23 protein-coding genes are annotated in these 18575 nt (G+C 68.6%); 12 read left to right on the top strand and 11 right to left on the bottom strand.

Features of this window, described 5'->3' with window-relative positions:
* Positions 1 to 59 precede the first annotated feature (59 nt).
* The 3 genes from glgC to ACZZZQ_RS15610 all read left to right on the top strand — a co-directional run bounded on the left by glgC (position 60) and on the right by ACZZZQ_RS15610 (position 2729).
* The gene (glgC, locus tag ACZZZQ_RS15620; RefSeq protein ID WP_053096406.1) at positions 60 to 1301 is read left to right on the top strand and encodes a glucose-1-phosphate adenylyltransferase; all 1242 of its coding nucleotides are present in this window, start codon (positions 60 to 62) and stop codon (positions 1299 to 1301) included.
* 61 nt (positions 1302 to 1362) lie between these two features.
* On the top strand, positions 1363 to 1998 hold the full coding sequence (serB, locus tag ACZZZQ_RS15615) for a phosphoserine phosphatase SerB (protein ID WP_320488521.1): 636 nt from the start codon (positions 1363 to 1365) through the stop codon (positions 1996 to 1998).
* A gap of 32 nt (positions 1999 to 2030) precedes the next feature.
* Positions 2031 to 2729, top strand: coding sequence for an alpha/beta fold hydrolase (locus ACZZZQ_RS15610; protein WP_056278873.1), 699 nt, complete (start codon positions 2031 to 2033; stop codon positions 2727 to 2729).
* A 21-nt stretch (positions 2730 to 2750) separates the two neighbouring features.
* Here the strand turns inward: ACZZZQ_RS15610 and ACZZZQ_RS15605 are convergent, their stop codons facing one another.
* Complete coding sequence (locus ACZZZQ_RS15605; protein WP_053096412.1) at positions 2751 to 3458, bottom strand: beta-ketoacyl-ACP reductase; 708 nt, start codon at positions 3456 to 3458, stop codon at positions 2751 to 2753.
* Positions 3459 to 3592: 134 nt separating this feature from the next.
* On the opposite strand from ACZZZQ_RS15605, the gene ACZZZQ_RS15600 reads away from it, so the two are divergent.
* Genes ACZZZQ_RS15600 through ACZZZQ_RS15585 form a run of 4 tightly spaced genes read left to right on the top strand, consistent with a single transcriptional unit; the run spans position 3593 to position 5627 of the window.
* Positions 3593 to 4219 (top strand): DUF4190 domain-containing protein, encoded by a 627-nt coding sequence (locus tag ACZZZQ_RS15600; RefSeq protein WP_463507888.1) that lies wholly within the window; start codon positions 3593 to 3595, stop codon positions 4217 to 4219.
* 51 nt (positions 4220 to 4270) lie between these two features.
* Complete coding sequence (locus ACZZZQ_RS15595; RefSeq protein WP_072591374.1) at positions 4271 to 4627, top strand: DUF3099 domain-containing protein; 357 nt, start codon at positions 4271 to 4273, stop codon at positions 4625 to 4627.
* Entirely contained in the window at positions 4624 to 4818 is a 195-nt protein-coding gene (locus tag ACZZZQ_RS15590; RefSeq protein ID WP_053096420.1) for a hypothetical protein, read from the top strand. The genes ACZZZQ_RS15595 and ACZZZQ_RS15590 overlap by 4 nt, the downstream gene beginning before the upstream one ends.
* A gap of 8 nt (positions 4819 to 4826) precedes the next feature.
* Entirely contained in the window at positions 4827 to 5627 is an 801-nt protein-coding gene (locus ACZZZQ_RS15585; RefSeq protein ID WP_463507887.1) for an SURF1 family cytochrome oxidase biogenesis protein, read from the top strand.
* A 6-nt stretch (positions 5628 to 5633) separates the two neighbouring features.
* Here the strand turns inward: ACZZZQ_RS15585 and ACZZZQ_RS15580 are convergent, their stop codons facing one another.
* Genes ACZZZQ_RS15580 through ACZZZQ_RS15565 form a run of 4 tightly spaced genes read right to left on the bottom strand, consistent with a single transcriptional unit; the run spans position 5634 to position 9098 of the window.
* A complete protein-coding gene (locus ACZZZQ_RS15580; protein WP_463507886.1) occupies positions 5634 to 6401 on the bottom strand; it encodes a LamG domain-containing protein in 768 nt (255 codons plus the stop codon).
* Positions 6398 to 6838, bottom strand: coding sequence for a cupin domain-containing protein (locus ACZZZQ_RS15575; RefSeq protein ID WP_463507885.1), 441 nt, complete (start codon positions 6836 to 6838; stop codon positions 6398 to 6400). Before ACZZZQ_RS15575 ends, ACZZZQ_RS15580 begins: the two co-directional genes overlap by 4 nt.
* Positions 6835 to 7452, bottom strand: a complete 618-nt coding sequence (locus tag ACZZZQ_RS15570; protein WP_053096428.1) for a pyridoxamine 5'-phosphate oxidase family protein — start codon at positions 7450 to 7452, stop codon at positions 6835 to 6837. The genes ACZZZQ_RS15575 and ACZZZQ_RS15570 overlap by 4 nt, the downstream gene beginning before the upstream one ends.
* A gap of 47 nt (positions 7453 to 7499) precedes the next feature.
* Entirely contained in the window at positions 7500 to 9098 is a 1599-nt protein-coding gene (locus ACZZZQ_RS15565) for an ABC-F family ATP-binding cassette domain-containing protein (protein WP_053096429.1), read from the bottom strand.
* 197 nt (positions 9099 to 9295) lie between these two features.
* Here ACZZZQ_RS15565 and ACZZZQ_RS15560 point away from each other — a divergent pair, with 197 nt between their 5' ends.
* From ACZZZQ_RS15560 to ACZZZQ_RS15545, 4 genes are all read left to right on the top strand, one after another.
* Positions 9296 to 9916 (top strand): DedA family protein, encoded by a 621-nt coding sequence (locus ACZZZQ_RS15560; protein WP_053096431.1) that lies wholly within the window; start codon positions 9296 to 9298, stop codon positions 9914 to 9916.
* 5 nt (positions 9917 to 9921) lie between these two features.
* On the top strand, positions 9922 to 11187 hold the full coding sequence (locus tag ACZZZQ_RS15555) for a sensor histidine kinase (protein ID WP_431738246.1): 1266 nt from the start codon (positions 9922 to 9924) through the stop codon (positions 11185 to 11187).
* Positions 11184 to 11852, top strand: a complete 669-nt coding sequence (locus ACZZZQ_RS15550; protein ID WP_285363218.1) for a response regulator transcription factor — start codon at positions 11184 to 11186, stop codon at positions 11850 to 11852. The genes ACZZZQ_RS15555 and ACZZZQ_RS15550 overlap by 4 nt, the downstream gene beginning before the upstream one ends.
* Before the next feature lie 110 nt (positions 11853 to 11962).
* Positions 11963 to 13279 (top strand): acyltransferase family protein, encoded by a 1317-nt coding sequence (locus ACZZZQ_RS15545; protein WP_463507884.1) that lies wholly within the window; start codon positions 11963 to 11965, stop codon positions 13277 to 13279.
* Here ACZZZQ_RS15545 and ACZZZQ_RS15540 read toward each other — a convergent pair.
* From ACZZZQ_RS15540 to ACZZZQ_RS15530, 3 genes are read right to left on the bottom strand one after another with little or no spacing between them, the layout of a single operon-like run.
* Positions 13226 to 13777, bottom strand: a complete 552-nt coding sequence (locus ACZZZQ_RS15540; RefSeq protein WP_463507883.1) for an energy-coupling factor transporter transmembrane component T — start codon at positions 13775 to 13777, stop codon at positions 13226 to 13228. The genes ACZZZQ_RS15545 and ACZZZQ_RS15540 overlap by 54 nt on opposite strands.
* A gap of 38 nt (positions 13778 to 13815) precedes the next feature.
* Positions 13816 to 14508, bottom strand: coding sequence for an energy-coupling factor ABC transporter ATP-binding protein (locus ACZZZQ_RS15535; protein ID WP_463507882.1), 693 nt, complete (start codon positions 14506 to 14508; stop codon positions 13816 to 13818).
* On the bottom strand, positions 14498 to 15088 hold the full coding sequence (locus ACZZZQ_RS15530) for a biotin transporter BioY (RefSeq protein ID WP_463507881.1): 591 nt from the start codon (positions 15086 to 15088) through the stop codon (positions 14498 to 14500). Before ACZZZQ_RS15530 ends, ACZZZQ_RS15535 begins: the two co-directional genes overlap by 11 nt.
* 53 nt (positions 15089 to 15141) lie before the next feature.
* Between ACZZZQ_RS15530 and ACZZZQ_RS15525 the strand changes: the two genes are divergently transcribed.
* Positions 15142 to 15756 carry a TetR family transcriptional regulator gene (locus tag ACZZZQ_RS15525; protein WP_463507880.1) on the top strand — a complete coding sequence of 205 codons (615 nt, stop codon included), beginning with the start codon at positions 15142 to 15144 and terminating at the stop codon, positions 15754 to 15756.
* Here the strand turns inward: ACZZZQ_RS15525 and ACZZZQ_RS15520 are convergent.
* Genes ACZZZQ_RS15520 through ACZZZQ_RS15510 form a run of 3 tightly spaced genes read right to left on the bottom strand, consistent with a single transcriptional unit; the run spans position 15704 to position 18572 of the window.
* A complete protein-coding gene (locus ACZZZQ_RS15520) occupies positions 15704 to 17089 on the bottom strand; it encodes an MFS transporter (RefSeq protein ID WP_463507879.1) in 1386 nt (461 codons plus the stop codon). The two genes, ACZZZQ_RS15525 and ACZZZQ_RS15520, sit on opposite strands and share 53 nt — an antisense overlap.
* On the bottom strand, positions 17086 to 18240 hold the full coding sequence (locus tag ACZZZQ_RS15515) for a MalY/PatB family protein (protein WP_072591383.1): 1155 nt from the start codon (positions 18238 to 18240) through the stop codon (positions 17086 to 17088). Before ACZZZQ_RS15515 ends, ACZZZQ_RS15520 begins: the two co-directional genes overlap by 4 nt.
* A 2-nt stretch (positions 18241 to 18242) precedes the next feature.
* Positions 18243 to 18572 carry a metal-sulfur cluster assembly factor gene (locus tag ACZZZQ_RS15510; RefSeq protein WP_053096448.1) on the bottom strand — a complete coding sequence of 110 codons (330 nt, stop codon included), beginning with the start codon at positions 18570 to 18572 and terminating at the stop codon, positions 18243 to 18245.
* Positions 18573 to 18575: the final 3 nt, after the last annotated feature.

The raw sequence follows: 18575 nt of genomic DNA, 5'->3' as shown, positions 1-18575 counted from the left end.
TAGTGACTCAGTTGTCCAGATGCTAGTTAGCCGAGCCGAATCGCATCTATGGTTGGTGCATGTCCGCACCAAAGAAGATCTTCGGCATCATCCTCGCCGGCGGCGAGGGAAAGCGTCTCATGCCCCTCACGGCCGATCGGGCCAAACCTGCAGTGCCTTTCGGCGGACAGTACCGATTGATCGATTTCGCGATCTCGAACCTCATCAACTCGGGTCTGCGCCAGATCGTCGTGCTCACGCAGTACAAGTCGCACAGCCTCGATCGCCACATCTCGCAGACGTGGCGCATGTCGGCTCTCCTCGACTCGTACGTGACCTCGGTGCCCGCGCAGCAGCGTCTCGGAAAGCGCTGGTTCTCGGGCTCGGCCGATGCGATCCTGCAGAGCCTGAACCTCATCAACGACGAGAAGCCCGACATCGTCGTCGTGATCGGCGCCGACCACGTCTACCGCATGGACTTCCGACAGATGCTCGACGCGCACATCGAGTCCGGCGCGAAGGCCACCGTCGCGGGCATCCGCCAACCGCTCGCCATGGCGTCCCAGTTCGGGGTCATCGACGCCGACACCGAGTCCGGCCGCATCAAGCAGTTCCTCGAGAAGCCGACCGACATCGCCGGCCTCGAGGACTCGCCCCACGAAGTGCTCGCCTCGATGGGCAACTACATCTTCGACGCGGATGCGCTGATCGCCGCGGTCGAGGCAGACGGCGAATCGCCGACCTCCGGGCATGACATGGGCGGCGACATCGTGCCGTATTTCGTCGATCGAGGCGAGGCCGGCTACTACGACATGAAGCGGAACGACGTCCCCGGCTCATCGCCGCGCGACCGCTCGTACTGGCGCGACGTGGGTACGATCGACTCCTTCTTCGACGCGCACATGGACCTGATCTCCACGCTTCCGATCTTCAACCTCTACAACATGGAGTGGCCGATCCACTCGCAGGCCGTGAACTCGCCGCCCGCGAAATTCGTGCGCGACTCCGTCGGGCGCATCGGCAATGCGATCGACTCGATCGTGTCGCTCGGATCCGTGCTCTCGGGCACTCATCTCGAGCGCAGCGTCGTGGGTCCGTGGACACTCGCCGGAGGAGGATCCACCATCACCGACTCCGTCGTCTTCGACGGGGTGCGGGTGGGAGCGGGATCGAGAGTCCATCGAGCCATCCTCGACAAGAACGTGGTCCTCGCGGACGGTGCGACCGTCGGCGTCGACCGCGAGCGAGATCTGGCTCGCGGATTCACCGTGACCGAGTCCGGCATCACCGTGGTGGGCAAGGGCCTGTTCATCGAGAGGTGACGGTGTCGCCGCGATACGCGGCTGCACAGCGGGCCGTTCTGCTGTCGATAGGCTCGAAGGCGTGACTGCCGCGCGTTTCCTCGTCGTCCTCGATGCCGATTCCACCCTCATCCGCAACGAGGTGATCGAACTGATCGCCGATGAGGTCGGGCGGGGCCCCGAGGTGCAGGCGGCCACCGAAGCCGCGATGCGCGGCGAGATCGACTTCGCCACGAGCCTGCGCTCCCGCGTCGCTGCGCTCGAAGGCGTGCCGGTGTCGGGGTTCGCGCGCGTGCTGGCGCGCATAGAGCCGACCCCTGGGGTGCGCGAGCTCACTGCGGCCGTCCATGAGCGCGGCGGTGTCGTGGGAGTCGTGTCCGGAGGGTTCCACGAGATCCTCGACGACGTCGCCCCCGGGCTCGGCGTAGACCGGTGGCGCGCCAACCGCCTAGAGATCGTGGACGGCGCCCTGGCCGGCCGCGTCGATGGCGAGATCGTGGATGCCGCGGTGAAGGCCGCCTCACTGCAGCAGTGGGCCGACGAGCTCGGGGTCCCCCGTCACGCCACCATCGCGATCGGGGACGGAGCCAACGACCTGCAGATGATGGCCGTCGCCGGTCTCGGACTGGCGTTCAATGCGAAGCCTGCCGTACGCGCGGCGGCGAGTCTCGTGATCGGTCCGCAGGACCTCTCCGAGGTCATCGCGCTCCTGCCCTAGCGGATGTCCGAGGCCCCGTCTAGCGTCGGGGCATGGACATCATCCTCATCCCCGGTCTCTGGCTCGACGCGTCCAGTTGGAGCGAGGTGACCGCCGACCTCGAACGCGCAGGGCACTCGGTGCATCCCCTGACGATGCCCGGCGTCGGTCTCCCCGCCGCCGCTTCCTCCGACATCGGAATCGCCGAGTGGGTCGATGCCGCCGTGGCCGCGGTCGACGACATCGGGGCACCCGTGGCCGTCGTCGGTCACAGCGGCGGCGGCAACGTCGCCTGGGGCGTCGCCGACGCACGGCCCGACCTCGTCTCGCGGGTCGTCTTCGTCGACACGGTGCCGCCGCCCTCCGGGTTCGGCATCAGCGAGTTCGAGGTCGTCGACGGCGTCGTCCCCTTCCCCGGGTGGGACTACTTCCCCGCCGAAGACGTCGACGACCTCGACGACTCGACCCGCGCCCGCACCGCTCCGCTGGCTCGGAGCGTTCCCGCGCGGGTGCCCACCGATCCGATCGAGCTGCGCTCGGAGCAGCGCCACGGGGTACCCGTGACACTGCTGATGGGCGCGATGGATCAGGAGACTCTCGAGTCGGAGCTCGAGCAATGGGGCCCGTACGCGGATGAATTCCGAGCGATCGGCGATGCCGAGGTCATCCGCATCGGCTCAGGTCACTGGCCGCAGTTCTCGGTTCCGGGCCGCTTGGCCGAGCTCATCGACGCGGCGGTCTCCCGTCGGTGACGACAGGGCGTCGGTCTCGGCTCAGTGCCCCATCCCGAGGCCGCCGTCGACGGGGATGACCGCGCCCGAGATGTAGCCGGCGTCGTCGCCCGCGAGCCAGGTGACCACGCCCGCGACCTCGTCAGGTGTGGCGAAGCGTCCGGCGGGAATGTTCGCCTTGTACTGCTTCTGAGTCTCCTCGGGCAGCTCTGCGGTCATGTCGGTCTCGATGAAGCCCGGCGCGACGACGTTCGCGGTGATGCCGCGTCCGCCGAGTTCGCGGGTCAGCGATCGCGCGAAGCCCACGAGTGCACTTTTCGATGCGGAGTAGTTCACCTGCCCCGCCGAGCCGTACAGGCCCACGACGCTCGAGATGAGGATGACGCGTCCGAAACGAGCCCGCAGCATGCCCTTGGACGCGCGCTTGACGACACGGAACGTTCCGCCGAGGTTGGTGGCGACGACGCTGTCGAAATCGTCCTCGCTCATGCGAAGGAGGAGAGTGTCCTTGGTGATCCCCGCGTTGGCGACCACGATCTCCACCGGCCCGAGCTGCTGCTCGACCTCGGTGAATGCCGCGTCGAGAGCCGCGGCGTCCGTGACGTCCGCGCGGACCGTCAACGTGCCGTCGGGGCCTTCCCCGCTCCGCGCCGTCACTGCGACGCGGTATCCGTCACGGACGAATCGCTCTGCGATGGCGCGGCCGATGCCGCGGTTGCCGCCGGTGACGAGGACGACGCGAGAACTCATTTCCACTCCTGATCTGGCCGCTGGGGTCGGGGCCTGGTCGTCCTCGATCCTACCGAGGATGCCGCCGTCCGACCGGCGTCGTTTGACAGACGGACGCCGCGACTGGAACGCTGAACCCGACGAAAGGCGCCACCGTGAGCGACAACAGCATCCCCACCCCTTCGGGCGGACCGCAGCCGACTCCCCCGCCGCCCGCAGCGTCGGCACCACCCGCACAGCCTTACCAGGCAGCTTCTCCGGCGGCGCAGCCGCCGTCGTACCCGACTGCCCCTCCGGCGTCGCCCACCCAGGCGTACCCGGGCGCCGCGCCTTCCTTCGCGCCGAGCCAGCCTGTCCACGGCGGCGGATCGATGCACCCCTACGGCTCAGCGTCTGCAGCGTCGCCCTACCCGACGTCCGCTCCCGGCCAACCCGCCACCGGATACCCGAACTACGCGGCACCGAACTACGCAGCACCGAACTATCCCGCATCTCGCCCGGCGAGCGGACTCGCGGTCACGTCGCTGATCTGCGGAATCGCCGGAGTCGTGCTCTTCTGGGCTGTGGTGCCTCTGCTCGCCTCGATCGTCGCCGTGATCACCGGCCACATGGCGCTCCGACAGACGAAGGCGAACCCCTCGATCGGCGGACGCGGCATGGCCTTCGCCGGCCTCATCATGGGGTACATCATGGTCGCGGTGCTCGTCATCGGCATCGTCATGACGGTCATCGGGTTCCTGTTCTTCGGCGCCTTCACTCTGCCCTTCCTCTTCTCGCCCTGAGCGGCAGACGGGCGCGCCGTGGTGCCCGCACCGGCGTAGGCTGGACTCATCGTGAAGAGCAAGCCACTGGTCCCTGCTGTCACCTCGCTTCCGCAGTCGCCGAAAGACGAGGCGGACCACCGCGTGCGCCGATACGCGCTCACCATGACGATCCGCATCGTCTGCTTCGCGCTGATGATGTTCGTGCAGCCCTACGGCTGGTACACATGGGTCTTCGCGCTCGCGGCCGCGCTCCTTCCCTACATCGCGGTGGTGTTCGCGAACGCAGGAAGCGACAGCACCGAGACGACGGCGGAATCTCCCGTGCAGCAGCTGGAGGCACCTGCCCCGGCCCCGACGCTGCCGGTCGAACAGGACCCGCCGCCTCACGTCATCACCATCCACGAAAGCCGCCAGGATCGCGAGTGAGTGGACTGGAGTGCTCGCGTGCCGGATGCCGGAGCGCGGCGACCACGCAGGTGGTGTGGCGCAATCCGCGTATCCATGCCGCCGACCGTGAGAAGATCTGGCTCGCGTGCGACGAGCATGTCTCGTTCCTCCACGACTACCTGGCGGCCAGAGACTTCCCCGTGACAGTGAGAGATGGTATGCCCTCGTGAGTGCCCGGATGGGTCGATGGACCGTGTACGTGCTGATCGCGATCGGCTTCGCGGTCGGGTGCGCCTTCCTGTCGAATTGGCAGTTCGAGCGGAACGAGACGAGATCCGAGCAGATCGCTCTCGTCGAGAAGAACTATGACGCGGATCCCGTCCCGCTGTCCGACCTCATCGGCGCCGACGGAGCGCTCGAGCCCGGCGACGTCTGGCACCCTGTCGTCCTGAACGGCGAGTACATCGCCGATGACCAGCTCCTCGTGCGCAATCGGCCCCATGGCGGCACGAGTGCGTTCGAGGTTCTGGTGCCGTTCCGCGATGTCGACGGACGTGTGTTCATCGTCGACCGCGGATGGGTGCCGCCCGGCGACGGTGATTCCCCGGATGCCGTTCCTGCGCCTCCGAGCGGAGAGGTCGAGGTCATCGTGCGTCTGCGTCCCGGAGAGCAGCTGCCGGCCTCCGGACGCGGCGCTCCCGAGGGACAGGTGCCGACGATCAACCTCCCCTCGATCGCCGAGCTGGTCGACGGAGACGTGATCACGAGCGCGTACGGGCAGATCGTGAGCGAGGAACCGGCGGGCGAAGGCGCCCTGGGCCGCTTCGACTCCCCCACCGACGACCCCGGCCCGCATCTGTCGTATGCGATCCAGTGGATCCTGTTCGCGCTGATGGGCTTCGTGTTCATCGGCTACATCATCCGCACCGAGATCGTGAAGCACCGCGAAGAGGTGGAGGGGATGCCGGCACCCGTCAAGAAGTCCCGGCGCCGTGACAGCGATGCCGACGTCGAGGACGAGCTCCTCGACGCTCGCTGAGGCGCGTCAGCCCCAGGCCCGCACGTCCACGACGAGGGCGGACTTGGGGTAGCGGCCCGAGGGCGTCCCGATCTCGAAGAGATCGATCAGGAGCATCAGCGGATAGTCGGGCGACTGCGGGATCCGCCGCAGCACCCTCCCCTCGCAGCCGATCACCGTCTCGCCGTCACCCCAGACGACTGTCCAGGTGTGCTGCTCACTCGCGTCGAACGGGAGCACCACCTCGGCCATGTCGGTCTGCAGACGCGGATCACCGTGCGCCTTGATGCCGGTCCGCGCTCGAGTCGTATTCGAGACCGCATCCGCGTCGATCTCGAAGATGCAGATCTCGCCGGCATCCCTCTCCGAGAGGTGTTCGATCCCGACGAGCCAGGCGGCGAGCATGCATCCTTCGTCGGTGCTCGCGGCGACGGTCACATCGATGCGTCCGCGGGCGGGAGCGAACAGCAAGTGCAGAGGCGTCTCCGTTCGCACCTCCAGACCGTCCGATCGATGTCGGTGCGTGCCGCGCGCCGACCCGACGGATCCGGAGAACACCGCGGTCTGCACATTCGACACACGGAGCGAGGCATCCTCCTTCCGCCAATCGAGCTGATCGCTGTCGATACGCAGGCGCAGCCCCGAGTCGACGATCTCATATCGCGCCGCCGACCTCTCGGGAACCGTCCAATGCGGGAGGTAGTGGGCGACCCACTTCTCGTCGTCGAGCCCCGTCGAGAAGTCGTCGGCGAAGCTCGGGACCCCTGACGGCGGAGGCGGGAGAACCTCGCTCATCGTTCAGTCGGACCAGGGCAGCGGCCGGTCAGGCAGGCGCGCGCTGTCATCGGGAAGATGCGGCAGCTCCTGGCCTCCGGCCCGGATGCACAGCCAGCGGAGCTCCCCGCACTGCCAGGGTGAGACCGCCAGGTGCGGGCGACCCCCTGACCGACTCGGATCACGGTGCCGGGGCCGACCTCGACGATCTCGCCGTCGAGACCCATCTGCCCGCGCCCCTCGAGGAAGACGTAGAGCTCCTCGATGCGTGAATGAACGTGCCAGTACCCCGCCTCCTCACCCGGAGCGAGGGCGTTCGCGGTGAGTCCGATGAACTGCATCGTCAGCTCGTGGTCGACGACGCGGCGACCGTCGCGGGAGCGCGCGGCATCGAAGCCGCCGTGGTGCTCACGCCACTCGTCCAGCGCACCGATCTCGATGACCTGGAAGTCGCTCATGCGCGAGCCTCCTCCTCGATGCGGTCAGCGGCGCGACCGGAGAGCGCCCGGCTCCAGCCGTCCGCGGATGCCTCGTACACGAGGCGGGTGTGGTTCCGATCGGTCTCCCCCTGCCAGAACTCGATGCGGCTCGGGACGATGCGCCAGAGCACCCAGTCCCCGTCGGCGATGCCGGCCTGTGCGGCCGCCGAGCGAGCGGCGAGGTCGGCGGCGCTCTCCTCGGGCGTCGCCTCCTCCACGCGGCCGCGCACGCGGACTGCACGGACCTGCGGCTGCCACCAGAAGTTCAGGGCCGCTGCCGGCACTGCGCCGAGCTGCGCCCCCTTACGGGACGACCGCGTGCTCGCGAAGGCCCACCCTCGTTCGTCGATCCTCTTCAGGATGAGCGTGCGCGCATCGGGGATCCCGTCGGCGTCGACCGTCGCCAGCGTCACCGTGTGCGGTTCCGCCACCCCGGCTGCGGCGGCGGCGCGCAACCACTCGGCGAACAGGACCGCCGGGTCATCCGGCAGGTCGCGGATGTCCCAGTCCGGAGCGACGCCGGTGAGAGCGTGGCGTCCTCTCAGCCAGTCGTTGAGCGGATCGAGGGCGAGGTCGGAATCGTCATGGGTCACCCTGTCGACTATGCCACTCCTGTCGGACGTGGCCCACCCCGGACGCGTTACGCGAGCTCGATGAGGTCCTGGTACTCCTGGCTCCAGAGGTCCTCGACACCGTCGGGAAGGATCAGCACGCGCTCCGGGTTGAGCGACTGCACCGCACCGGGGTCGTGCGAGACGAGGACCACTGCACCTTCGTAGTGCGCGAGAGCGCCGAGGATCTCCTCGCGAGACGCGGGATCGAGGTTGTTGGTGGGCTCATCGAGCAGCAGCAGGTTGGCCGAGGAGACCACGAGGGTCGCCAGCGAGAGACGCGTCTTCTCGCCGCCCGAGAGAACCCCGGCGGGCTTGAGCACATCGTCGCCGGTGAAGAGGAAGGATCCGAGCACCTTGCGCGCTTCCATCTCCGTGATGTGCGGAGCGGCCGAGACCATGTTCTCGAGCACCGAGCGGTTCACGTCGAGGTTCTCGTGCTCCTGCGCGTAGTAACCGACCTTGAGTCCGTGGCCCGGCTCGAGCTGACCCGTGTCCGGCTCGTCGACTCCGGCGAGCATCCTCAGCAGCGTGGTCTTGCCCGCACCGTTGAGGCCGAGCACGACGACCTTCGATCCGCGGTCGATCGCGAGGTCGACATCCGTGAAGATCTCGAGCGATCCGTACGACTTCGACAGCCCCGTCGCCATCATCGGGGTCTTGCCGCAGGCGGCGGGCTTGGGGAAGCGGAGCTTCGCCACCCGGTCTTCCTGGCGGACCTCGTCGAGACCCGCGAGGAGCTTCTCGGCACGCGCGATCATCTGGTGAGCGGCAGCGGCCTTCGACGCCTTCGCACCGAAGCGGGCCGCCTGCTGCTGCAGCGTGGTGGCCTTCTTCTCGGCGTTGGCTCGCTCCTTCTTGCGGCGCTCCTCGTCGGCCACCCGCTGGCGCAGGTAGTTCTTCCAGTTCATGTTGTAGGTGTCGATGATCTGGCGGTTCGCGTCGAGGTAGAAGACGCGGTTGACGGTCTCGCCGACGAGCTCGACGTCGTGGCTGATCACGATCAGCCCGCCCTTGTAGTTCTTGAGGAACTCGCGCAGCCACACGACGCTGTCGGCGTCGAGGTGGTTGGTCGGCTCGTCGAGGATCATCGTCTCCGCATCCGAGAACAGGATGCGCGCGAGCTCGATGCGACGACGCTGTCCGCCCGAGAGCGTCGAGAGCGGCTGATCGAGGATGCGGTCGGGCAGCGAGAGGTTGTTGGCGATGGATGCCGCCTCGGCTTCTGCGGCGTATCCGCCCTGTGCCTCGAACTGCTCGGTGAGGCGCGCATAGCGCTTCATCGCCTTCTCGGCCACGGCGGGGTCTTCCGAGCCCATGGCCAGCGAGGCCTCGGTCATGCCGAGATTCAGCTGTCCGAGTCCGCGGGCATCGAGGATCCTCGTGCGCGCCAGATCCTCCGGGTTGCCCGAACGGGGATCCTGGGGAAGGTAGCCGAGCTCTCCGGAGCGCGTCACCGTGCCCCCAGAGGGAAGGACGTCGCCGGCGAGCACCTTGGTGAGCGTGGTCTTGCCTGCACCGTTGCGGCCGACGAGACCGATCTTGTCTCCGTCGCTCACACGGAACGACACGTTCTCCATCAGGAGGCGTGCGCCCACGCGGATCTCGAGTTCGTGCACGGCAAGCACAGGCGGGATGTCCGTTCTTTCAAGGGGGTTCAGGCCGAGGGGCCAAACTCCCAGTATAGATCGCTCGGCTGGGTGTTCAGTCGACGTACGGATCGTGGTGCAGTCGTCGGCCTGTGCACAGATCTACCTCTGCGGGTGGATGCGATCGATACCTCAGGGTGATGCCCTGCGTGCCCTCCGCTTTCTAGCCTGCTGAGGTGGACGTCATCAACGAGCTCATCCTGCAGACCGTCGCCTCCCCCTGGCTGTATGCCGTGCTGCTCGCGGTGACGATCATCGACGGCTTCTTCCCGCCTGTTCCGAGTGAGACCGTGCTCGTGGCGGCAGCCGCCGTGCTGGCATCCTCAGGAGAGCCATGGGCGCTGATCCCGCTCGGGCTCGTCGCCGCCGTCGGCGCGACCATCGGCGACAACATCGCATTCGTGCTCGGTCGTCGACTCGGCACGACCCGCTGGGCGTGGATGCGTCGACCGCGGATCGCCTCGGCCTTCGCCCACGCGGAACGCGCCCTCGACCAGCGCAGTGCGGCTCTGATCCTCGGCGCTCGATACATCCCTGTCGGCCGTGTCGCTGTGAACATGTCGGCGGGCGCGCTGCGATTCCCCTGGAGGCGTTTCCTTCCCCTGAGCGTCGTGGCCGGTCTCAGCTGGAGCGCGCTGAGCCTGGCGATCGGGCTGCTCGCCGGATCATGGATCGAAGATCAGCCCCTCGCCAGCGCCGGGATCGGTATCGGGGTCGCTCTCATCATCGGACTGGTCATCGACCGCGTCACCGCTGCCCGGCGTCGACGCGCCCCCGTCCCGCAACTGGCAGGATGACACTCATGGCACGTCGCCTGCCCCGCACACCCCGCACACCGCGGACTCCCCGCATCAGCCGTCGAACGGCCGCGCTCGCCGCGCTCGCCGTGGCGAGCCTGGCGCTCTTCGCGGTGCTCGTGTCGCTGCAGACCGTGCTGTACGGCACCGCGTTGCCGCTGACGTTCATCCTCGGCGCCGCACTCTGCTCGGCACCGCTGCTCTCCCTGCGGTATCCGCGGTGGGCGATCGCGATGTTCTGCTCTGCGGCGTTCGCGCTCCCGCTGCTGGTCGTGCCCGATCAGGCGACCGAGGCGCCGTGGCCGTGGTCGGTGCCCGCGCTCGTCACCTTCGTCCTCTTCGTGGGCGTCGTGACCTTCGTCCACGGCGCGCGCCTGGGCGTCGTCCCGCTCGGCGTCGGCGCGCTGCTCTCCCTCACGGCCCCGCTGCTGCGCCCCGAGATCGTCGCCACTCCGGCGACGGCAGGCAGCGCCACGGCAGATCTCATCGTGACCACGTCTGTGGCCGCAGCCGTGTTCCTGGTCGCCATACTGGTCGCAGGACGCGTGAGGGTATCTGCCGAGCTCACGAAGGAACGGGAGCATTCAGCCCTCGAAGAGTCCCGCCGCGCGCTCGTCGAGGAGCGCACCCGTATCGCTCGCGAACTGCACGACGTCATCGCCCACAGCATGTCGGTCATCCAGGTGCAGGCGTCCACTGCTCGATACCGACTGCCCGAGATCGGCGACGCGGCGACGTCGGAGTTCGAGAGCATCGCGGCCACAGCGCGGGGATCGCTCACCGAGATGCGGCGGATGCTGGGCGTGCTGCGCACCGAGGACCAGGCGGCCGAGCTGGCGCCGCAGCAGAGCATCGACGACATCCCGGCCCTCGTCGACACGATCCGGCGCGCCGGCGTGACGGTGGGGCTCGAGATGACGGGCGCGTTCACCGACGCCCCGCAGGCCGTGCAGATCGCCGCCTTCCGCATCGCGCAGGAGGCGCTCAGCAACGCGGTACGGCACGCGTCCGGCGCCGCCGTCACGGTGCGCCTGCAGGCGGATCTCCACGCCATCGGCATCCGCGTCCGCAACGGCCGCGCCACCACCCCACCGGCTCACCCCAGCGGAGGCTATGGACTTCGCGGCATGCGTGAGCGCGTCGAACTGCTCGGCGGGTCCTTCGCCGCCGGCCCCACCACCGAGGGCGGGTGGGAGGTCATCGCCTCCCTCCCGCTGCACGAGCGTCCATCGAGCGAGACCACCGCTCCGATCACCCAGGAGAACCCGTGACGATCAGCGTCCTCATCGCCGACGACCAGGCGATGGTGCGCGCCGGATTCGCCGCTCTGCTCGATGCGCACGAGGGCATCCGTGTCGCGGGCCAGGCGGCCGACGGAGCCGAAGCCATCACCCTCGCTGCCCGCCTCGATCCGGACGTCATCCTGATGGACGTGCGGATGCCGCAGGTCGACGGCATCGAGGCCACTCGGCGCATCCTCGGACCCGGCTACCCTGCGGCTCATGTGCCGAGGATCCTCATGCTCACGACCTTCGACATCGACGACTACGTCTACGACGCGCTCGAGGCCGGCGCGAGCGGATTCCTGTTGAAGGACGCTCTTCCCGAGGAGCTCGTGCACGCCGTGCGCGTCGTCGCCGGCGGCGATGCCCTGCTCGCCCCCAGTGTGACGCGGCGCATGATCGAGCAGTTCGCCGGACGTCGGCCCCGCACCGCGAAGGCGGCGACCTCGCTCGCGGACCTGACCGATCGGGAGCGGGAGGTGCTGGTGCTCATCGGTCGCGGACGGTCGAACAGCGAGATCGCGTCCGACCTCTTCATCGCCGAGCAGACCGTGAAGACGCATGTCGGCAAGGTGCTCGCCAAGCTCCGACTTCGCGACCGCGTGCACGCCGTGATCCTCGCCTACGACACGGGTCTCGTCGAGCCCTCCTGAGCCGCTGCTCCGGGTCACACCGCAGTAGGGGTGCGAACCAGCCCGGAGAGTGATCCCCCGACCGGCACCGCGTCCATACGCTCCTCGGACACCCATCCGAGGAGGACTCCATGGCCATCGTCGAAGCGCCGCCCCGCATCGCTCCCCGCCCCCCGCTGCCGGCCGGTCGTGATGCCGCGATCGACCTGCTGCGAGCGATCTGCGTCGCAGGAGTCGTGCTGCTTCACGCCATCATGGTGGGCGTCACGATCGCCGACGGCAGCCCGGTCTTCGCGAACGCGAGCGAGGGCACCTCGTGGATCATCCCCGTGAGCTGGGTCCTCCAGGTCATGCCGCTGTTCTTCATCATCGGAGGCTTCGCCGGTCACATCGCCTTCCGGCGGTCGCAGGCGCGCGGCGGCACCGCATCCGACTTCATCGCAGCCCGCGTGCATCGCCTGCTCCGGCCCGCACTGTTCGCCATCGCCGTCGTCGGCGTCGCGCTCGCGGCTCTCCACGTCGCAGGTGTTCCCGCCGACATCATCGCCACCGCCGGCTTCCGCTACAGCCAGCCGCTGTGGTTCCTCGGAGTCTTCCTGGGCTGTCAGGCGCTCCTCCCGGCACTCTCGAGAGCCCACGCACGCAGGCCCCTGGTCACCGTCGCAGCCCTCGTGTGGGCATCGGTCTGCGTCGATGTGGCCCGGGCGAGCACGGGGGTCGAGGGACTGGGGTTCCTGAATCTCGCCTTCGTGTGGGTCGCACTCCAGCAGATCGGGTTCTTCCTCGCCGACGGCACGATCGACCGGCTGCCTCGAGCGACGCGGGCCCTAGTGGGAGCAGCGGCTCTGACCGCCCTCATCGCAGCGTTCGCGACCGGGATCTACTCCCCCGACCTCATCGCGAACATCAATCCCCCGACCGCCGCGCTGCTGCTCGTCGGCGTCGTGCACCTGAGCGCCGTCTCGCTTCTGCGCGATCGCATCGACGCGCTCAGCCACCGGCCGGTCCCCGCCGCGTTCGGCGCCTTCGTCAATCGCCGCACCATGACGATCTACCTGTGGCACATGCCGGTACTGCTCGCCATGGCGGGGATCTCGGCCGTCGCCTCACTCGTCAGCGGAATCGCGCTGCCGGATCCGAGTTCCGTCTCCTGGTGGGTGTCGCGTCCGATCTGGCTCGCCGTCGCCCTGACTCTGACAGCGGCGATCGCGACCTCCCTCACCCGCATCGAGACGCAGCCGTCGCCGCGATCCGCTGACAGCACGCACCGGGTCGTGATCGCCGCCGTCCTGGGCATCGCCTCCGTCGTCCTGCTCCTCGTCGCGGGGACGACCGTGCTCACTGCCTCGGTCGCCGCCGGCGGGATGCTGCTGTCCCTGCGCATCGCCCGCCGATCACACGAGACCGCGAGCGGCGAGAGCGTCGCCGACGTCGTCCGCGTGGCGTAGTGTCCTGACCATGAGCGGCACCGCGCCTCGCACGCCGCGACGGATGCCGCGTGCGAGGTGGGCCTCGGTGACCGCATGGGCGAAGCCTGCGACCACCGGAATCATCGTGAGGGTCAGTGAGATCGTCATCGCGACGGCATCGGCATCGATGCCCAGTCGGCGCAGCGGTCCCAGCATCCGATGCAGCACCGCGAGCAGATCGCCCATCCGGGTGGTGATCGTGAGAAGCGACGCCAGCAGCAGCAGTGATGCCACCCTGGCCGTGCTGACCCATGCCGTGAGCGGTGTGGCGAAGATCCACAGGGCGGCCCCGAGAACCAGTACGAGCCACCGCAGCCGCCACGCCTCGACGAGCAGGGTCGTCACCGGAAGGCCGGCGGCGAGATAGAGCAGGCAGACGACGAGAAGCGCGGCTGTGACGCTCCATCGATCGTGCGGATAGCCGGACGAGACGAGCGCGAGCACGGCGAAGACGGCGAGCTTGGGGCCCGCCGGCATCCGGTGGACGATACTCGCCCCCGGCCGATAGGACTGGATCACGCGGCCAGCTCGCGATACTCGGCGACCACGTCCGGCGGGGCGCCCGACGCGATGATCGAGCCCGCCTCGAAGAGGACCGCGTGGTCGCACCCCTCTGCGAGCTCGAGGTCGTGGGTGACGATGACGACCTGGGCGGGAAGCGCCAGCAGCAGATCCGCGATCCGTCGGGAGTTGCGCAGGTCCAGCAGGGTCGTCGGCTCGTCGGCGACGATCAGCTGCGGTTCGGTGATCAGGACAGACGCGAGAGCCAGCATCTGCTTCTGACCGCCGGACAGCGCCGACGCCGGCACGTCCGCCCGATCGGTCAAGCCGTGCTCGGCGAGTGCCGCGGCCACACGTCTGTCGACGTCCGCACGAGAGGATCCGCGAAGCGACAGCGCGAGGTCCTCGGCAGGCGTAGGCATGAGGATCTGCGCCTGCGGATCGGTGAAGACGAAACCCACCCGCCGCCGCAGAGCCTTCACGTCCCGACGAGAATCGAGACCGTGCACCGTGACGCGCCCTGCATCCGGGAGCACGAGGCCGTTCAGCAGACGCGCGAAAGTCGACTTTCCTGAACCGTTCGCGCCGATGACCGCGATCCTCGCCGTCGTGAGCTCGATGCTCACATCGCGCAGGATCGGCTGCCCCTCCCGCTCGACGGTGACATCGTCGACCGAGATCGATCCGGTCGAGGTCTCAGACCGCACGGACGGATGCCGGCACGGATGGGGCACTCGTGCCGAAAGCTCGAGGGTACGCGCGCCGTAGCGCGAGGACCAGCGCTGTGGCCGCTGCCGCCTTGAGCAGATCGCCGGGGAGGAAGACGAGACTCGCCAGTGCGGTGGGTCCCAGGTCGAGCCCGAGTACGAGCGCGGTGACCGGCACCCCGCAGACGTACACGACCGCGATGCCGCCGACGACGACCCCGAGGGCGATCCGCCACCAGCTGGGCGGACCGCTGCGCACGATCAGTCCGATGACGATGACGCCCAGGAGCCACCCGAGCAGGTAGCCGGCCGTCGGACCGACGAAGACGCCGAGACCGCCACGGCCACCGGCGAGGACGGGGAGCCCGACCGCTGCCAGCACCAACACGAGGAGCACCGAGAGCGGGGCCAACCGCGGGCCGAGTACAGCGCCGGCGAGCATCACCCCCAGGGTCTGCGCGGTGATGGGCACCCCGCCGGGGATCGGGATCGTCACCATTCCGAGGACGACGATGAGCGCGGCGAAGATCGCCACCCTCGCGAGTTCGCGACCGAGGTCGTCTGTGTGCCGAGCCATCATCCATCACCTTCCTGAACACCGTTCACTTGAACGGTGTTCACTATACTGACGGGATGGCCCCGGAGCACAACTCGACCCGTCACGACCGCGACGGCGTCGCGCGCGCTGCACTCGCGCTCCTCGACGAGGTCGGCCTCGCCGACCTCTCGATGCGGCGGATCGCCGGCAGGCTCGATGTGCAGCCGAGTGCTCTCTATTGGCACTTCTCGAGCAAGCAGGAGCTGCTGGCGGAGTTGGCCGATCGCATCACCGCGGGCATCCCGCGCGACGATGCGGACGTGTTGACCACCGCCCGCAGCATCCGCGACGCGCTCTTCACCTATCGCGACGGGGCCGAGCTCGTGCTCAGCACGTATGCCCTGCGTCTCGGCTCGTCGTATGCGCACACCGCACTGGAAGCCGCGCTGACGCGCCACGGCCTGTCGGACGCACCGGAGCGAGCAGCCGCACTCCTGCACTTCGTGCTCGGCCATGCGACTCTCGTTCAGCAGCGGATGCACGCCGACAGCCACGGAGCAGCGCTCGACGACCACACGATCGACGTCACAGCGGGACTCGACCGCGTCTTCGACCTCGGCGTGGCCGCGCTCGCCGGAGAGTCGTCCGGCGCCGGCCTCACCGCTCGGGCGACTCCGCGTCCGTCAGCTCCGCGGCGTGACCCAGCCTGAGTCCGGGCACGAACGCCAGGAGCACCAGACCGAGACAGAACGCGAAGACGACGCCGAAGGCGCTCGCACCACCGCCGAGGCTGGCGACGGCGAGACCCGCGAGAGCGATGACGACCGCGGCGCCCGTGGAGTCCGAGATCGACAGAGCTGACGAGTTGAAGCCCTGGTTGCCGGCATCCGAGTACGCGAGCGTGAGCACGGTGAGGCGGGGATAGAGCAGACCCATGCCGCCGCCGGCGAATGCCCATCCCACCACCACGAAGAGCGGCGAGAACCCCCAGAGCGCTGCGAGGAGCACGAAGACCAGCGCACAGACGAGCAGCGAGAGACTGACGACGGTGATCCTCGTGTTGCCGAGACGTTCACCGAACCTCCCCTGCAGCGCGGACGCCCCGGCCCAGGCGAAGGCGGCGAACATCAAGGCGATGCCCGCCCACGTCGCCGTGAATCCGAACCTCTCCATGAGCAGGTACGGGATGTACGCTTCCGCGGCGAAGAACGCGCCGGCGACGACGCCCCGCATGAGTACTACGCTCGGCAGGCCCCGGCCGGCGCGCAGAGTGTGTCGAGGCAGCAGCGGCAGCACGGCCACGGCGATGACGGCCACCGAGCCCAGTGCGACCGACCATCCGATCTGCGCGGTCATCTCGGCCGTGAAGCCGATCAGCACGGCGAACACCGCGACGACGACGGCGAGCATCAGACGAGTCACGAGAGCTCGACGGTCCTGTGGTTCGCCATGCCCGAGGTCGACGCCGCGCAACCGGATCGCGATCATGAGAAAGGCGGCCGTCGTCAGCACGGCCACCCCGAGGAATGCCCACCGCCAGTCGAGGTACTCGGCGACGGCACCCGCGAGGAACGGGCCGATCATCGACGGCACCACCCAGGCCGCGGCGAACGCCGCGAAGACCCTTCCGTGCAGGTGGGGCGGATACAGGCGGGCCACCACGACGTACAGGGCCACCGTCTGTCCGCCCGCACCGAGCCCCTGCACCAGGCGGCCGATGAGGAACTGATCCATCGTCACCGCGAACCCCGACAGCAGAAGGCCGGCGATGAACAGCGACACGGCGGCGTAAAGCGCACCCCGGGGCCCGCGAGCGTCCGACCAGGCACCCGCTGCGACCATCCCGATCACGCTCGTCGCCAGTGTCCCCGCGAAGGCCACCGCATACAGCGCCTGGCCGTCGAGCGCCTCGCTGACGATCGGCATGACGGTCGTCACCGCTAGAGCCTCGATCGCCGCCAGGAAGATCAGCGCGACCGCGCCGGCGGTGACCCAGAGGCGTTCTCGGTCCCAGATCGACGATGTCGCGCGATCGACCGTCATCGATCCACGAGCGTCGCGATGCGCTCGATGGCCTCGGTGATGATCTCCGGACTCGTCCCGAAGTTCAACCGCACGAATCCCCTGCCCTGCTCGCCGAAGGCGGGGCCGAAGTGCAGGGCCACCTTCGCCTCCTTGAGGATCCGACGCGCGGGGTTGTCGCCCCATCCGAGAGCCGAGAGATCGATCCAGGCGAGGTAGCCGGCATCGGGCATCCGGTAGCGGGCACCGGGGAGCTTCGATGCGAGCAGGTCCTCGAGGAGTACGCGGTTCGCGTCGAGTGTCGCGAGCAGCCCGTCCAGCCACTCATCGCTCTCCTCCGAGAAGGCGGCGACAGCCGCGAGCAGACCGAACTGACCGGTGCGCCACTCGACCTCGATCGGCAACCCGCGCACGACCGCGCTCGTCGAATCGGAAGCGGTCACCATGAGGGCGCACTTGAGGCCGGCCAGATTGAAGGCCTTGCTCGCGCTGACGACCGCATACCCCACGCGCTCGGCGGCCTCGCCCGTGTCGAGGAACGGCGTGAAGCCGGTTCCCGGCTGGGCGAGCGGTGCGTGGATCTCGTCGGAGACCACCGCCGCGCCGAACTCGTCGGCGATCTCGGCCAGCGCCGCGAGCGCGTCGCGACTGTGGACGGTGCCCGTCGGGTTGTGCGGATTGCAGAGCAGGATCGCGGTCGCGCCGTCCTCGAACGCTGCACGGACGCCGTCGAGATCGAGTTCCCACCCCATCCCCGTGTCGATGAGAGGCACCCGTTCCACCTCGGCGCCGGCCTCGGACACCAGGTCGAAGAACGGCGGGTACACGGGAGGGGTGACGACCACCCGCTCTCCCGGCTGCGTCACGCGGCGGAGTATCTCGACGATGCCCATGCTCACATCGGCCGTGGTGCGCATCCGCGTCGGATCCGCCTCCCAGCCGAAGCGACGGCGTGCGAACGCCGCGTAGGTGTCGGGCAATGGTGTCCGCGAGGCGATGTACCCCGTGTCTCCGAGCTCGACGGCGCGACGCAACGCGTTCGAGACCTCCGGTGCGAGCGGGAAATCGGTCTCCGCGACGAAGAGCGGAAGCACGTCGGCGGGATACTCCCGCCACTTCTCGCTGCTACGTCGTCTGAGCTCCGCCAGAGGCAGAGCCGTGACTTCGAGCATTCTCAGATCGCGAAGCCGAGGGCGCGCATCATGTCGCGCCCGTCGTCTGTGATCTTCTCCGGACCCCACGGCGGCATCCACACCCAGTTGATGCGGAAGCGGTCGACGACGTTGTCCAGAGCCTGCGCGGTCTGGTCCTCGAGCACGTCCGTCAGGGGGCAGCCGGCGCTGGTCAGCGTCATGTGGATGACGAGAGCATCGTTCTCGTCATCCCAGGCGAGGTCGTAGATGAGGCCGAGGTCGACGACGTTGATCCCGAGTTCCGGGTCCATGACGTCTTTGAGCGCCTCGGTGACCTCGTCGTACTTCGCGTCCGTGAGGGTGGCTGTCATGCG

Source organism: Microbacterium sp. AC132 (assembly GCF_979258525.1).
This window is presented reverse-complemented; position numbering and strand designations above follow the sequence as displayed.